The sequence below is a fragment of the Streptomyces taklimakanensis genome, assembly GCF_009709575.1.
In the GTDB taxonomy this organism is placed as follows: domain Bacteria; phylum Actinomycetota; class Actinomycetes; order Streptomycetales; family Streptomycetaceae; genus Streptomyces; species Streptomyces taklimakanensis.
Genome location: NZ_WIXO01000002.1, coordinates 50,907 through 66,986, shown reverse-complemented (window position 1 = coordinate 66,986; position 16,080 = coordinate 50,907). Strand labels below are relative to the sequence as shown.

Genomic DNA, 16,080 nt, shown 5'->3' with positions numbered 1-16,080 from the left:
GTCCGTTCGGCCGTGAACGACGTTAGTGATCACCGGTCCTGAGCCGCATCTCGTAAATTGCTTCAAGCAACTCACTCTGCGCTCCCCGGTCCGGTGCCGTCCGGGGCCCGGCCGCGGAGGAGAGGGACCGGCGGCGACCGGCCGACGCCGCCGGTCGACGCCGCCGATCGACGCCGCCGATCGATGCCGCCGGTCGACGAGGCGGACCTTGGACGACCTCACACGGCTGAGCCCCGAGGCTCTGCCGGGCCCGGGCCGGGGCCGGGGCCGGGGACCCCTGGGGCGGGGACATGGCGAAGTGGGCACGTGCCCCTCCCCGCGGGCGGCCCCCGCGCGACCTCCGCACTCCAGGAGAAGCACACCCCGCGGGCCCGGCCGAACAATGTGCCTGTGGACATCCAAGCGGCAGTGGATCACGCGTGCGGCGCCCCCCTTCCCTTCCGGTGGGCGGGTTTCCGCCTGACCGGGCCCCTCGACCTGTCGGCCCTGCGTGAGGCGTGGGGCGAGGCCGTGCGCGCGCACCGCGACGGATCCGGGGGCGCCGGCTCCCTCTGCCTGACCGACTTCGGCTCGCTGACCGTGGCCGGCGTCGGCACCGGCGTCGGCACCGGCACCGGCGCGGGCCCCGACGCCGACGCTCTCGCCGCGGAGCTGTGCGACCGTTGGGCCGCCGAGCCGGTCCCCTCCCCCTCCGGGGTCCGGATCTCGGCGGCCCGGCTCGCCCCCCTGGAGCACGTCCTGTTCGTGGCCGCGGACCGGCCGATGGACGAAGACGCGTTCGTCGGTCTGCTCGGTCTGTTGACGGCGGCGTACGGGCGTCGGCGGACGGGAACGGACGGCGCGCCCGGCGGCTCCCCCGCCCCGGCGACCGCGTCGCCCGCCTCCCCCGGCCGCGAAGCGGAGCGGCCCCGGTACGACGGGGCGGTCCTGCCCTTCTCCTGGGACGGGGACCTGGCCCGCGACGTGGCGACCGTCGCCGACTCCGAGGGCGCCTCCCCGGCCGGCGTCGTGCTCGCGGCGTTCCGCGCTCTGCTACTGCGCCGCGGTGGCCGCGCCGGCGGCGCCACCTTCCGCGAACTGCTGGCGCGGATGCCGCACCCCGGCCGCGGTCCGTCGGACGTCCCCGGCTGCGACGCGGTGTTCGCCGACCACCGCGCGGCGCGCGCCGCCCTGCGCCTGGCGGGCGTGCGGGCGCGGCCGGTCGCACCGGGCCGCGCGCGCCTGTCCGCCGGGCTCGCCCTCGTGCTCGACGAGGTGTCGCCCGCGATCGCCGGCCGCCTGGAGTACCGGCCCGCGGTGTACGACACGGACGCCGCGACGGACGTCCTGGACCGGCTGCGCGCCCAGCTGACGGCGGCCGCGGCCGCGCCGGCGGCCCCCGTGGCCGAGCCGCCGCCGCGTCCCGACCTCACCGCCGCGAAGGGGGCCGCCGCACGCCCGGCGGCAGGCGGCCCGCCCGGCGCGCGCGCGGTGCCCGCGAGCGTCGCCGGGCACGCCGGCACCGGCGGTCCCGCCGTCGTGTGGGCCGGCCGCGCCACGGACTACCGCCGGCTCGACGCCCTGGCCGGCCGCATCGCGTGGCGGCTCGGCGCGGTCGGTGTGGGACGCGGCGACTCGGTCGCCGTCCGGATGCCCCCCGGACCGCTGCGGATCGCGGCCCTGCTCGGCGTGATGGCGTCCGGTGCGCGGCTGTTGTGGATGGCACCGGGGCCGGCCGGGGAGCGCGGCCGGGCGATGCTCGCCGCCCTGCGGCCCGCCTGCCTGCTCGTCGAGGACGAACCGGACGGTGACGACCTGGTCCGGTGGTACCGCGACGGGATCGGCGGCCGGGTCCTGGCCGCCGCGGAGGGCGGTCCGCGACCCGCCGCGTTCCCCGCGCCGCCCGCCGTCGACCCCGGCGACCACGCCTACGTCGCCTTCACCTCGGGATCGACCGGGCGCCCCAAGGGCATCGTCCAGACCCACGGTGCGCTGGCCCAGTTCGCCCACTGGATGGGCGACCGGTTCGGGATGGGGCCCGGGGCCCGCGTGGCGCAGTGGGTCTCCCCCGAGCACGACCCGGCGCTGGCCGAGGTCTGCGCCACCCTGGTCGCCGGGGGCACGCTGTACGTCCTCCCCGAGGAGATCCGCCTCAACCCCGACCGGCTCGTGCCCTGGCTGGCGGAGCAGCGGATCACCCACCTGCAGACGGTCCCCGGCTTCGCCCGCGACCTTGTGGAGGTGATCGCCGGAACGGCCGCCGGGCGGCGGCCCCGCTGCCTGAGCCACCTGCTGCTCATGGGCGAGGCCCTGACGGGCGAACTCGTCGGCGGCCTGCGCCGGGTGCTGCCCGACACCAGGATCTTCAACCTGTACGGGCCCACCGAGACCATCGCCGCCACCTGGCACGAGGCCACCGACGCGGTCTCCGGGCCCGTCCCGATCGGCCGGCCGATACCGGGCCGTCAGGTGCTGGTGCTGGACGAGGACGACCTGACCTGCCCGGTCGGGGTCACCGGCGGCATCGTCGTCCGCTCCCCCCACGTGACCCCGGGATACCTCGACGGCGGCGACGGCGCGCCCTTCCGCCCGGTGGACTGGCTGGACGACCCGGAGGACCCTGCGGGCTGGTACCGCACCGGCGACCTCGGCCGCCGGCTGCCCGACGGGACGCTGGAGTTCCGCGGGCGCGAGGACTTCCAGATCAAACTCTCGGGCAACCGTGTCGAGCTGACGGAGATCGAGGCGTCCCTGGCCGCGCACGCGTCCGTCCTGGAGTGCGCGGTGGTCCCGCTCGTCGAGGCGCGCTCCGGGCTCGTCCGGCGGCTGGCCGTGCACGTCGTCCCCCGGCGGGACGCGGCCGGCCGGCCGGTCGGGGCCGCCCGCGAGTGGCGCGCCCACCTGCGCCGGCACTTCGGCGCGCTGCACCTGCCCGCGACCTTCCACGAGGTGCCCGGACGTCTGCCCCGCAACGCGGCGGGAAAGGTGGACCGCTCGCGGCTGCGCACGACGGCCCCCGTGGCCTGACCCCCATCCGCTTCACCCCCGACACGCTTGGAGTGAGTAACCGTGACTGCAGTCGAGACCATCGCCGTTCCGGTCGCCTTCGACGGGGAGGGCCTGACCATCGACGCGGTTCGCCGGGTGGCCGAGGAGGGCGCCCCGGCTCGGATCGGCGACGACGCGCTGGCCAAGGTGCGCAGGAACCGCAGGCTCTTCGAGGACATCGCCGAGCAGAACATCCCGATCTACGGGGTGACCACCGGCTACGGCGAGATGATCTACATGCAGGTCGACAAGTCCAAGGAGACCGAGCTGCAGACCAACCTGGTCCGCAGCCACAGCGCCGGCGTCGGTCCCCTGTTCGCCGAGGACGAGGCCCGCGCCATCGTCGCCGCCCGCCTCAACACGCTGGCCAAGGGCCACTCCGCCGTCCGCCCGGAGATCCTGGAGCGCCTGGCCCTCTACCTCAACCAGGGGGTCACCCCCGCCATCCCGCAGATCGGCTCCCTGGGGGCCAGCGGCGACCTCGCCCCCCTGTCCCACGTGGCCGGCACGCTGATCGGCGAGGGCTACGTCCTGCGCGACGGCAAGCCCGTGCAGACCCGCAAGGTCCTCGGCGAGCTGGGCGTCGAGCCGCTCCGGCTGCGCTTCAAGGAGGGGCTGGCACTGATCAACGGCACGTCGGCGATGACCGGCCTGGGGTCGCTCGTGGTGGGCCGCGCGTTCACCCAGGTGCGCCAGGCCGAGATCGTCACGGCACTGCTCATCGAGGCGCTGCGCGGCTCCACCAGCCCGTTCCTGGCCGAGGGACACGACATCGCGCGCCCGCACGAGGGCCAGATCGACACAGCGGCCAACATGCGGGCGCTGATGGAGGGCAGCCGCCTGACCGTCGAGCACGCGGACCTGCGGCGCCGGCTCCAGGAGAGCAAGGAATCCGGCAAGGAGGTCCAGCGCTCGGACATCTACCTGCAGAAGGCGTACTCGCTGCGCGCGATCCCGCAGGTCGTCGGCGCCGTGCGCGACACCCTCTACCACGCGGCGAAGAAGCTGGAGATCGAGCTCAACTCGGCCAACGACAACCCGCTGTTCTTCGAGGGCCGGGAGATCTTCCACGGCGCGAACTTCCACGGCCAGCCCATCGCCTTCGCCATGGACTTCGTCACGATCGCGCTCACCCAGCTCGGCGTCCTGGCCGAGCGGCAGATCAACCGGGTCCTCAACCGCCACTTGAGCTACGGGCTCCCGGAGTTCCTCGTCGCCGGCGATCCCGGTCTGCACAGCGGCTTCGCCGGCGCGCAGTACCCGGCGACCGCCCTGGTGGCCGAGAACCGCACCATCGGTCCCGCCAGCATCCAGAGCGTGCCGTCCAACGGCGACAACCAGGACGTGGTGAGCATGGGGCTGATCGCGGCCCGCAACGCCCGCCGCGTGCTGGAGAACAACAACAAGATCCTCGCCGTCGAGTTCCTCGCCGCCGCCCAGGCCGTCGACGTCTCCGGCCGGTACGAGGGCCTGAGCCCCGCGGCGAAGGCCGCCCACGACGCGGTGCGCGCGCTGGTGCCGGTCCTGGACGAGGACCGGTACATGGCCGACGACATCGAGTTGGTCGCCGCCGCCCTCTCGCGCGGCGAGTTCCTGGAGGCCGTCGGCCGTCACGCGGGCGCCGTGCTGCGCTGACGGCACGGCACCGCGTCCCCGCGCACCCGCCCGAGAGCCCGCACCCGCACCCCCACCCGAGAGCCCGCGCCCGAAAGGATGCCCCACCATGAGCGCTCCACCGGTCGGCCCGACGGTCGACGCCCACCTGACCGACCTGCTCCAGGCCCCGCCGGACCGCGCCGACGAGGCGTTCCTGCGCCTGACGGGAGAGTTGTGGAAGGACGGTGAGGCCTCCCAGGAGGCGCCGGGCGCCGTACCGCTCCTGGTGGCCGCCCTGGAGGACGCCGACGACACCCGCCGGGGATACCTCATGCTGCTGCTCGGCCTGTTGGCCGGGACGGAGCACACCGCGGGCGGCGGCCCGATCACCACGGCGGTGCGCGCGGGCCTGGACCGCTTCCTCGCGCTGTTCACCGGCTCGGCTGCGGGCGGGCCGCTGCAGTCGGCCGCGCTGTACCTGCTCTCGCACCTGGGCGCGGACCGGGAGGCCGTCCTCGCCGCCGCGGCCCGCGCCCCCCTGACACCGGAGGATCGAACCCGGCTGGAGCGCTGTCTGCGGCCCCTGGACCCGGCCGACGTGGTCCTGGGGCGGGTGTGGCCGTCCCCGCACGAGTGGCGGCTGGGCGCCGAGGAGCAGGCCTTCGACCGGAGCTGGATCCGCGGCCTGACTCCGCGACAGCTACGGACGACGTGGAACAGCGACACCCGCTCGGTGCTGGCGTACACCGGGGCGAAGGCCCTGTGGGCCCTGCGCAACGGGACACCGACGGTGGTGCGCGACACCAGCGTCCACGCCGGCGCCCGCCCGGCCGACCCCCCGGCGCCCCGCATCGAGGAGTTCAGCCGCTTCGCGGACGTCCTGCGCTGCCCGGAGTGCCGCTCGGAGCTGGACTTCGGCGACGACGGCGCGCGGTGCGCGGCGTGCGGGCGCGCGTACCCGCTGCCGTACGGCGTGCTGGACCTCTCCGCCGGCGCCGGGGACTCCCACAGCGACGAGGACGTGCTGCAGAACGCGGCCGCGATGCGGGGCATCGGCTTCCACTACGAGAACGTGCTGCGCCCGGCGTTCCTGCGGGTGATGGGGCAGAACTGGGGCGGCGCGGTGACGCCCGCCGACGAGGACGACTACCTGGCGGGCCGGCTGCGCGGGGTCGACGGCCCGGTCCTCGACGTCGCGGCCGGCGCCGGCCGCTGGACCGCCGTCGTGGCCGAGGCCGCCGGAGCCGGCCGGGTGCTGGCCCTGGACCTCATCGCCCCCATGCTCGCGGGACTGCGGGCCCGGCTCCCGGAGATCGCCACCCTGCGGGCGAGCGCCCTGGCGCTGCCCGTGGCGGACGCCTCCCTGGCGGCTGTCAACTGCTGGAACGCCCTGCAGGCGCTGCCCGACGCGAAGGCGGCGATCGACGAGATCGGGCGCGTGCTGCGGCCGGGCGGCCGACTGACGATGCTCACGTTCCGCTGGGCCGACGATCCGGTCTACCGGTACTTCCAGGGCTCCCACGCGTTCCCGGGCAGCCCCGACGGCATCAAGCTGTTCGAAGCGGAACGGATCCGGACTTGGCTGAGTGGGGCCGGCCTCCGTCCGGTGGACGAGTCCGGACCCGGAACCTTCATTATCATCACCGCGGAAAAGAGGGCGGAATAAAGACCTCGGTGTGCGGCGACGACCCCCGCTTTCCGCCGCACACCGAGCGGTTCTCAGCAACATCGGATATGGAGCGCCCACTTCCCCGGTGCAAGGATTTTCCAAGGCACATTCGGTGACCGATAAACAGGAGAATTCCATGGAGACCATCGAGGCGCCGACGCGCGAAGAACTCGTCCACCGCGCATCGGACCTGATCCCGTTGCTGCGGAAGAACGCGCTCTCCGGCGAGGAGGACCGCTGCCTTCCGCAGGAGACGGTCGAGGCCCTGGCCGGATCCGGGATCCTCCGGATGCGCGTCCCGCACCGCTACGGCGGCTACGAGTCCGACATGCGCACGGTGGTCGACACCCTCGCCGAACTGGCCCGTGGCGACGGCTCCGCGGCCTGGACGGCCTCCGTGTGGGCCATCAGCTCCTGGATGATGGGCATGTTCCCGGACGAGGTCCAGGACGAGGTCTTCTCCGACCCCGACGTCCGCATCAGCGGCATCATCAGCCCCACCGCCACGGCCCGGAAGGTGCCCGGCGGCGTCGTCGTCAGCGGCAAGTGGGCGTTCAACTCGGGCGTGCGGCACAGCTCCTGGAACACCAACGCCGCGATCCTCGTCGGCGACGAGGGACAGCCGCAGCCGGTCATGCTGGCCATCCCGGTCTCGGACCTCACCGTCGTCGACGACTGGCACACCGCCGGACTGCGCGGCAGCGGCAGCGTCACCACCGTCGCCGAGGACCTGTTCGTGCCCCAGCAGCGCGTGCTCCCCATGGGCCCGGTCCTCGAGGGCCGGCACCTGTCCGTGCTCAACGCCGACTCCCCGCTGTACCGGACGCCGTTCATGCCGACCGCCTGCGCCACCATCGCCGCCCCCGCGCTGGGCCTGGCCAAGGGCGCCAAGGACGTGTTCTTCGAGCGCCTGCCGGGCCGGAAGATCACCTACACGGCGTACGAGAGCCAGCAGGAGGCGCCCCTCACCCACCTCCAGGTCGCCGAGGCCACCGTGAAGATCGACGAGGCGGAGTTCCACGCGCACCGCGCGGCGCGCACGGTCGACACCAAGGGCGCGGCCGGCGAGGAGTGGACGCTCGAGGAACGCGCCCGCGTCCGGCTCGACCTGGGAGCCGTCACGCAGCGCGCCAAGGAGGCGGTGGACATCCTCAACACCGCCAGCGGCGGCTCCTCCGTCTACAGCTCCGTGCCGATCCAGCGCATCGAACGCGACGTGCAGACGCTCAACCTGCACGCGATCCTCCACCCCAACACCAACCTGGAACTGTACGGCCGGATCCTGTGCGGCCTGGAGCCCAACACCGTCTACCTGTGAGACCGACCGCTCCCGTGGAGGACTTCCGATGGAACACCGTTGCCCCGTCGCCCTGGACCCCACGGGCAGCGACATACACGCCGAGGGTTCCCGCATCCGCGCGCACGGCCCGGTGGCCCGCGTCGAGCTGCCGGGGGGAGTGGCGGCCTGGTCGGTCACCGACTACGCCGTCGCCCGGGAGATCCTGAGCGACCACCGCTTCTCCAAGGACGGCCGCCGCCACTTCGGCGCCTACGTCGACGGTGAGGTCGGCGAGGACTTCCCGCTCATCGGCTGGGTGCTGATGGAGAACATGACCACCGCCTACGGCGCGGACCACACGCGCCTGCGCAAGCCGTGCGCGCAGGCCTTCACCCCCCGCCGGGTGGAGGCGCTGCGCCCGGCGGTGGAGGCGGCCGCGGCGGAACTCCTGGACGAGCTGGCAGCGGTACCGGCCGGCGAGGTCGTCGACCTCAAGAGCCGCTTCGCCCACCCGCTGCCGGCCCGCACCATATGCGACCTCTTCGGGGTCCCCGCCGACGCGCGCGCCGACATGCTGCGCGGCGGCGAGGTGAACGTCGACACCAGCATCACCCCGGAGGAGGCCGCGGCCAACGTCGAGCGGTGGCACCGGCAGATGCTGGAGTTCGTCGAGACCAAGCGCCGCGAGCCCGGCGACGACCTCACCAGCGACCTGGCGGCCGCACAGCGCGAGGACCCCTCCCTGCTGTCGGACGACGAACTGGTGGGCACGCTGCACATCATGCTCGCCACCGGAACCGAGCCGGTGAAGAACCTCATCGCCAACGCGGTACTGGCCCTGCTGACCCACCCCGAGCAACTGGAGCTGGTCCGTGGCGGCGAGGCCACCTGGCAGGACGTCATCCAGGAAACCCTGCGGGTGGAGGCGCCGGTGGCCCACCTGCCGTTCCGCTTCCCCGTCGAGGACGTCGAGATCGGCGGCGTCACCATCCCCAAGGGCGAGCCGGTCCTCGTCAACTACGCGGCCATCGGCCGGGACCCGGCCCTGCACGGCGAGGACGCGGACCGCTTCGACATCACGCGGCCCGACAAGGAGCACCTCTCCTTCGGGCACGCCGTCTACCGCTGCATCGGCCGGCCGCTGGCGCTGATGGAGGCGGAGATCGCCCTGTCCGCCCTCTTCGAACGGTTCCCGAACCTGTCCCTGGCCGTGCCGCCCGAGGAGATCGGGCCACAGGGCACGTTCATCATGAACGGGGTGGCCGAGCTGCCGGTGTTCCCGCACGGCCGTCCGACCACGATGAAGGCCGCCGTGGTGGACGCGCCCGGCGCCCCGTGGGAACTGCGCGACGTCCCCGTCCCGGAGCCGGGGCCGGGACAGGTGCTGGTTCGGATCCGCGCCTCCGGGCTCTGCCACAACGACCTGTGGCTGACCGACGGCCACTTCCCCTTCCCCGAATTCGGCACGGTCGTGGTCGGGCACGAGGGGGCCGGCGACGTCGTCGCGGTGGGACCGGGCGTCACGAACCGTCGCCCCGGCGACCGGGTCGGCGCCACCTGGGTGCAGGGCACCTGCGGCAGGTGCGACCACTGCAGGCTGAACCTGCCGCTGACCGGCCGGTCCGGCATGAACTGCGCCGCGCCCGTGATGAGCGGCCTGACCGTCCCCGGCCACCACGCCGAGTACGCCGTGGTGCTCGCGGACTCGACCGTGCTGCTGCCCGACCGGGTCACCTACGAGCAGGCCGCCCCGATGCTCTGCGCGGGCTACACCTCCTGGAGCGCCCTGCGCGCCGCCGATCCCCAACCGCACGAGCGCGTGGCCGTGCTCGGCATCGGGGGCCTGGGCCACCTGGCGCTGCAGTTCTCGCGCGCCTGCGGATTCGACACCGTCGCGATCACCGGATCGGCCGACAAGCACGGCCCGGCCCGCGAACTGGGCGCCTCCACGGTGGTGTCCGACGGCCGGGAGTTGGCCGCCGCCGGCGGCGCCGACGTCGTCCTGGTGACGGGCACCTCCTACGAGGCGGCCACCGACGCCCTGCAGGGACTGCGGCCCGGCGGCCGGCTGGTGCTCGCCACCATCGACCCCGAGGGTTCCTTCACCATCGCGCCGACCAGCCCTTTCTGGGCCCGGCGCCAGCAGGTCATCGGCGCCACCCACAGCGGTCTCGAACACCTCGCCGAGGCGCTGCGAATGGTGGCCGACGGCGCGGTGGACCCGGTGATCGAGGTCTTCCCCAAGGAGCGGATCGCCGAGGCGGTCTCCCTGGTCGCCAAGGGGGACGTCCGCTTCCGCGCCGTCGTCACCTACTGATCCGACCACCGACCGAGGCAGCCGCCGCGGCAGCCGGGAGCAGGAGAGATGAGCACAACGACAGCGGAAGCGACCCGTGAGGGCGAGCGGTGGGACCGGTCGTCCCCGGTCTCCGACGTCTTCAACGAGGGCCAGGCGCACCTGGGCTACTGGTACGGCCCCGACGACGGCACCCCGATGGCCGAGGCGTCCCGCCGGCTGACCCGCAAGGTGGTCGACGTGCTGGGCGTACGGGCGGACCAGCACGTCCTGGACGCCGGCTGCGGCCCCGGCGGCCCCGCCCTGCTGGTCGCCGAGGAGACCGGGGCCCGGGTCACCGGCGTCACGGTCAGCCGCTTCGAGGCCGAAGCCGGGGCGGGCAAGGCCGCCGCGCGCGGCCTGTCGGACCGGGTGCGCTTCGAGCACGGCGACTACGCCCGGCTCGGCCACCACGCGGACGGCTCGTTCGACGCGGTGATGGCCATGGAGTCGCTGCAGTACGCGCCCGACCTGCCCGGGGCCCTGGCGGAGCTGTTCCGCGTCCTGCGCCCGGGAGGGGCCCTGACGATGACCGACTACACACTGGCGCCCGGCGTGCCGCCGCGGGAGCGCGACGCCCTCGCCGAGCAACTGGCCCTGCCGCACCTGCAGCCCGTGGAGGCGTGGCTGGACGCGCTGCGGGAGACCGGCTTCGCCGTCGAGGAGTACACCCAGTGCGGTCCGCGGGTCTTCGGCATGGGGCCGAAGTACGTCGAGGCCGCCGAGCACGGCCGTGACAGGATCGGCGCCGCCTTCGGTCCGGAGGCGGTGTCGGGTCTGAAGGAGGCCATGGGGCGGTTCTTCGCCACCGGCGGGGAGAGGATCGCCTACAGCGTCGTCACCGTGCGCAGGCCCCGGGCGGCCGGGGAGGGGCCGGGCACGGGCCGGGAGTGACCGGCCGTCCCCCCGCGGGGAGGGACGGAACGGCCGGGGGCCCACCGCGCGGGCGGTGGGCCCCCGGCCTTCGCGCGTCGGGCGCGCTACTCGCCGCCCTCGTCGTGGACGACCTCGCGGACCTCCACGGCGGTGTGCCCGGCGTCCGGGATCAGCGCCGCCAGCTCCACGGCCCGCTCCCTGGAGACGACATCGACGACGTAGTAGCCGCACAGGAACGTCTCCCCCGGCACGTAGGGGCCCTCGGCCGTCGTGACGGCCCCGTCCCTGACCTTCACGGTGACCGTCCTGTCCGCGGTGTCCAGGGCCTTGGTGCCGACCATCTCGCCGCTCTCGCGGATGACCTCCTGGAAGCGGTCGTGCCCGTCGAACACCTCCTGCTGCTGCTCGGCGGAGAGCTTCTCCCACAGGGCCGGGTCCATGTGCATGATGAGCAGGAACTTCACGTGTCGTCACTCCTGGTTCGGATGGATGTCCGGGTGGGTGCCCGGGTGGGGACGGGAATCGGGGAGAGCGGCGTCGGGGGAGGCCAGCAGCTCGCCGAGCACCTCGCGGAAGCCGGCGACCAGGGCCTCGGCGGTGGAACCGTCGAACAGGTTGCTGCTGAAGCCGAGCTCCCCGATCAGATCGCCGCAGGAGGTGATCTCCAGGCACAACAGCATGCCGTCGGGGATGTCGGACCCGACGCTCTGGGAGAGGACCTTGCGGCGGATCGCCGAGTACTCCAGCGGTCCCACGCGCTCGCCGGCCATCGTGAACGGGGTCTGGATGACCTGGAAGACGCAGGAGGCCAGCCCGTCGACGGCGGTCCGCTCCATCAGGGCGGGCGCCTCCTGGAGGACGTGCGCCAGGGGGATCTCCCGGGTGTACGCCTCCAGGCACACCGCGCGGGTGCGCCGGACCACCTCGCGGAAGGTGGCGCAGCCGGAGAGGTCGGTGCGCAGCGGCAGGAAGTTGAAGAACGACCCCACCGCGTTCTGGAAGCGGGCCTGGCCGCGGCCCGGCGTGAAGGTCGGGACCACGATGTCGGTCTCGCCCGTCCTGCGGCGCAGGAACACGTTGAAGGCCGCGAGCAGGACGATGAACGCCGAACTACGCGTCTGCCGGGCCAGGTCCGTCGTGGCCGCGCTCAGCCGCTCGCCGTAGCGGAAGCGGTGCCAGGCGGTGGAGAAGTCCGGCTCCGCCGAGCGCGGCCGGTCGGTCGGCAGGGCGAGCGCGCGGGCCCCCTCCAGCCGGCGCCGCCAGAAGGCGCGGGCGGACCGTTCGGCCTCCCGGGCCTCCGGGGAGCGCTGCCACAGGGCGTACTCACGGTACTGGGTGGCGGGCTCCAGGGGGATGTCCGGTTGGCCCGCACGCCGGGCGTAGAGGGCCGCGAGGTCGCGCAGGAGGACCTGCATCGACCAGGCGTCGACCGCGGTGTGGTGCGCGACCAGGGCGAGGACGGCGTCGTCCTCGTCGAAACGGCCGAGGACGGCCCGCAGCAGGGGCATCCGGCGCACGTCGACGGTGCCGGCGGCGAGTTCGTTGAGGAGTTCCTCGGAACGCAGGTGCCGGGCCTCCTCGTCCGCCCGGTCGGTGCCGGACAGGTCGCGCACCTCCAAGGGCACCGGGCTGGGATCGTGGATCGACTGCCGGCGCCCGCCCTCCTCCCGCACCACGGTGGTGCGCAACGCCTCGTGCCGCACCACGACGTCGTCGAGGGCGGCCCGGAGCAGGGCGGTGTCCACCCGGCCGCGCACGCGCCAGCCGTCGACGATGTGGAACCGGGGCCCGAACGGGCCCATGTCGTCGCCCTTGTCCCACAGGCACAGGAACTCCTGTTGGACCGAGAGGGGCACCTCGTCGCCGTGCGCGCCGACGGCCGGCGGGGTCTCGGTGACGGTCATGCCGCCTCGCCCGCCCGGTCCCCGGCCGACTCGGCGACCGCCCGCACGAAGGCGTCCAGGTCCGGGTCGTCGAAGAGCACGCTGATGTCGACCTCCACCCCCAGTTCCGACTCGACGCGCGCCACGATCCGCATGGCCGAGACCGACTGGCCGGAGAGCTCGAAGAAGGACAGGTTCTCCCGGCCCGGATCCGGGCGCAGGACGTCCGTCCATATCCGGGTGACGACCTGCTCGACACTGTTCGTCACGGCTTGCCTCCTCAGGCGTTGAGCGCTTCGCTTGCGGTCTTTCTGAGTTCGTCGAACGAGTCGAGGTCCGGCACGGTCCAGCCGTTCAGGTCGTACTCGCTCATGCAGTCGTCGACGAAGCTCTTGTACTGGTCGAGCTGTCCGCTGACGGTCTGTGCGAACAGCGTCTCCAGACGGGTGTTCTCGTGGTTGCCGGCGTAGTTGCGCTCGTACAGCTCGTGGCGACCGCCGAACTCGGTCCCCACCGCGTCCCACAGCAGCTTCATGAGCTTGACCCGGCCCTCGGCGTCCGTCCCGCCCGAGCCCCGCACGTACTTGTCCAGGTAGGGGCGGATGCTCGGGTTGGCGAAGTCGTCGGCGCTGGAGTTCACGTAGACGAGTCCGCTGGCCACGTCCTGCTGGATGATCTCCTTGATCCGCGGATAGCCGATCTGCATGAACCAGCGGTAGGCCATCCCGTACTGCGGGTTGGGCAGCAGCGCGCCGTTCCGCCACGGAACGGGGTTGCGGGCCGCGGCGTCCGACAGGCCCCAGAACAGGTTGCGCCAGGCCAGGACCTCCCCCAGCCGGCTCTGCACGCCGCGGAAGTCGCCGGTGCCGGTCACCTCGAGCGCTTTGGCCAGCAGCCCGGCCAGGAACTCCAGCTTGACCGCCAGGCGCGTGCACCCGTGGAAGGTGAAGCGCTCGGGGAAGCCGGACTTGGCGGTGAACATCTGGACCTTGCCCAGGTCCCCGTAGATGAAGACGTTCTCCCAGGGGACCAGCACCCGGTCCATGACGAGGATGGTGTCGTTCTCGTCGAGCCGGGAGCTCAGGGGGTAGTCGAACGGGCTGCCGATCATGGCCGCCGCGGCGGTGTAGGACGCGCGGCAGATCAGCTTCAGCCCGGGAGCGTCCATCGGGATGGTGGCGACCAGCGCGAACTCGCGTTCCTTGACGGGCAGCCCGTAGTGGGCGATGAAGTTGTAGTGGGTCAGCGCGGAGCCGGTGGCCACGACCTTGGCGCCGCTGACCACGAGTCCGGCGTCCGTCTCCTCCTCCACGTGGACGAAGACGTCCCTGACCCGGTCCGGCGGCAGGCTGCGGTCGACGGGCGGGTGCACGATCGCGTGGTTCCAGTAGAGGACCTTCTCCTGGGACTCCCGGTACCAGCGGCGCGCGTTGTCCGCGAAGGGGCCGTAGAAGTCGGCGTTGGCGCCGAGCGTGCCGAGGAAGGACGCCTTGTAGTCGGGGCTGCGTCCCATCCACCCGTAGCCGATCCGCGACCACTCGGCGATGGCCCGCTGGCCGGCCACGAGGTCCTCGACCGAGCGCGGGGTGGTGAAGAACCGGTGCGTGTAGCCGTCGCTGCCGGTGTCGGTCGGGGTGGTGAGGGCGTCCCGTCTGTCCGGGTCGTGCAGGGCGTCGTAGAGCCGCGCGGTCATGCGGATCGGGTTGCGGAAGGCGGGGTGCGTCGTGACGTCCCCGACCCGCTCCCCGTAGATGTAGACCTCGCGGCCGTCACGCAGGCTCTCCACGTACTCGTCACCCGTGAACGGCCGTGTCCTGCGTCGCTCCTCAGCCATGGCCTTCCCCTCCTCGTCCGAGGGGACCGAGTCTGGCACCGGCGGTGCGGCGGGGTCTTCTCCCAGGTTGCCGCGTCCAAAGCGCTGCCGAGAGCACTCCGGAAGATGCGGCTTCGGCGCCCGGATCCCAACAATGGGCCGCGCCCGTCCTGCGGAGCCGAACGAAGCTGCCCGATGCCCGAGCGGAGGCCGAAACCCATGACCGACGAGGTCGTCCTGGACGTCTGGCTCAACGACTACCCGGTCGTTCCGCTCTTCCTGAGCGAGACCAGGAAGCTGGCCGAGGAGTTCGGCCGGACGCACCCCGGGGTGCGGGTGGAGGTCCGCGGGATCGACCACCTGCGGCTGCCGGAGGAGGTCGCCCGCGCCGCGCGCGAGGGACGCCCGCCGGCCATCGTGCAGAACTTCTACACCTCCACCCAACTGGCCAGGGACCTGCGGGCCGCCGACGGCTCACCGCTGTTCACCTCCGTGGAGCGGGCCATCGCCGGCCGCGAGGAGATCCTGGGCGTGCCGGTGCGGCTCGACGACCTGGTGACGGCCGCCCGCGACTACTACACGTTCGGCGACGACGGGCTGTTCGCCCTGCCGCCGCTGACCTCGACGACGCTGCTGTACGCCAACACCACGCTGCTGGAGGCCGCGGGGGTGGACCGGATCCCCCGCACCTGGGAGGAGGTCACCGCGGCCTGCGAGGCCGTCGCGCGGCTCGGCTCCGGCCCCGCCCACGGCATCACCTGGCCCAACCACGGCTGGCTGTTCCAGCAGGCGGTCGCCCAGCAGGGCGCCCTGCTCGCCGACCCGGACAACGGCCGCGCCGGCCGCGCCGGCACCGTCGGGCTGGACTCGCCCGCGATGCTCCGCTTCGCCCGGTGGTGGCAGGAGCTGCACGTGGCCGGCCACTACCACTACACGGGCCTGCGGTCGGCCGGCGACGACACCTACCCGGCGTGGGAGCTCAACCACCGAGCCTTCGCCGAGCAGCGGGTCGCCATGGTGCTCAGCACCTCGGTGGAGGCCGACCGCATGGTCCGGTCGGGGCTCGACGCGGGGTTCGCCGTCGAGGCCGCCCCGATGCCGCGCCCGGGCGGCGTCCCGTACGCGGGCAACGTCATCGGCGGGGACTCGCTGTGGCTGACCGCCGGCCTGGAGCCCGCAGCCCTCGACGCCGCGCTGGCCTTCCTCCTGACCTTCCTGACGCCCGGGAACGCCGCGACCCGTCACAAGACCAGCGGGTTCGTCCCGGTCACCGAGTCGGCACGGGCCCTGCTGGAGGACGAGGGATGGTTCGACGAGAACCCGCACCACCGGGTGGCCCTCGACCAACTGGCGGCGGGCGACCGCTCGGTCGCCGCCCGCGGCGCGCTGCTGGGCGACTTCGTCTCGATCCAGGACGCCATGACGGCGGCGATGCACGACGTGCTCACCGCCGGGGCGGACCCCGCGGTGCGGTTCGGGCAGGCCACCGCCGAGGCGCAGCGGCTGCTCGACGACTACAACGCCCACTGCCTCGGGCACGCGCCCGGGCCGCGCGGACCGCACCGGTTCAGGGTCGGCTGACCGGGCCGGCCCCGGGCCGCC

General features: G+C 73.4%; 11 protein-coding genes. 7 read left to right on the top strand and 4 right to left on the bottom strand.

Translation table 11 applies throughout. The features are described from left to right. The first annotated feature begins 390 nt into the window (after positions 1-390). The 6 genes from F0L17_RS26255 (at position 391) to F0L17_RS26230 (ending at position 10,800) form a co-directional block, all read left to right on the top strand. Complete coding sequence (locus F0L17_RS26255) at positions 391-3,006, top strand: AMP-binding protein (RefSeq protein ID WP_338018296.1); 2,616 nt, start codon at positions 391-393, stop codon at positions 3,004-3,006. Between the two features lie 42 nt (positions 3,007-3,048). Beyond that, the gene (gene cmdF, locus F0L17_RS26250; protein WP_162466912.1) at positions 3,049-4,662 is read left to right on the top strand and encodes a tyrosine 2,3-aminomutase; all 1,614 of its coding nucleotides are present in this window, start codon (positions 3,049-3,051) and stop codon (positions 4,660-4,662) included. Between the two features lie 88 nt (positions 4,663-4,750). After that, entirely contained in the window at positions 4,751-6,289 is a 1,539-nt protein-coding gene (locus tag F0L17_RS26245; protein WP_155074245.1) for a class I SAM-dependent methyltransferase, read from the top strand. Positions 6,290-6,428: 139 nt separating this feature from the next. Next, entirely contained in the window at positions 6,429-7,610 is a 1,182-nt protein-coding gene (locus F0L17_RS26240) for an acyl-CoA dehydrogenase family protein (RefSeq protein ID WP_155074244.1), read from the top strand. 28 nt (positions 7,611-7,638) lie between these two features. Then, positions 7,639-9,888: a cytochrome P450 gene (locus F0L17_RS26235; protein ID WP_155074243.1), complete on the top strand. Its 2,250-nt coding sequence runs from the start codon at positions 7,639-7,641 to the stop codon at positions 9,886-9,888. Positions 9,889-9,936: 48 nt separating this feature from the next. Beyond that, a complete protein-coding gene (locus F0L17_RS26230; RefSeq protein WP_155074242.1) occupies positions 9,937-10,800 on the top strand; it encodes an SAM-dependent methyltransferase in 864 nt (287 codons plus the stop codon). A gap of 86 nt (positions 10,801-10,886) precedes the next feature. Here the strand turns inward: F0L17_RS26230 and F0L17_RS26225 are convergent, their stop codons facing one another. The 4 genes from F0L17_RS26225 to F0L17_RS26210 are packed head-to-tail and all read right to left on the bottom strand — an operon-like array spanning position 10,887 to position 14,499. Beyond that, on the bottom strand, positions 10,887-11,246 hold the full coding sequence (locus F0L17_RS26225) for a YciI family protein (protein ID WP_162466911.1): 360 nt from the start codon (positions 11,244-11,246) through the stop codon (positions 10,887-10,889). Between the two features lie 6 nt (positions 11,247-11,252). After that, entirely contained in the window at positions 11,253-12,686 is a 1,434-nt protein-coding gene (locus tag F0L17_RS26220) for a condensation domain-containing protein (RefSeq protein ID WP_155074241.1), read from the bottom strand. Next, the gene (locus F0L17_RS26215) at positions 12,683-12,934 is read right to left on the bottom strand and encodes a phosphopantetheine-binding protein (RefSeq protein WP_162466910.1); all 252 of its coding nucleotides are present in this window, start codon (positions 12,932-12,934) and stop codon (positions 12,683-12,685) included. The genes F0L17_RS26220 and F0L17_RS26215 overlap by 4 nt, the downstream gene beginning before the upstream one ends. Before the next feature lie 11 nt (positions 12,935-12,945). Further along, a complete protein-coding gene (locus F0L17_RS26210) occupies positions 12,946-14,499 on the bottom strand; it encodes a 4-hydroxyphenylacetate 3-hydroxylase family protein (RefSeq protein WP_155074240.1) in 1,554 nt (517 codons plus the stop codon). Between the two features lie 198 nt (positions 14,500-14,697). On the opposite strand from F0L17_RS26210, the gene F0L17_RS26205 reads away from it, so the two are divergent. Beyond that, positions 14,698-16,059: an extracellular solute-binding protein gene (locus F0L17_RS26205; protein ID WP_155074239.1), complete on the top strand. Its 1,362-nt coding sequence runs from the start codon at positions 14,698-14,700 to the stop codon at positions 16,057-16,059. Positions 16,060-16,080: the final 21 nt, after the last annotated feature.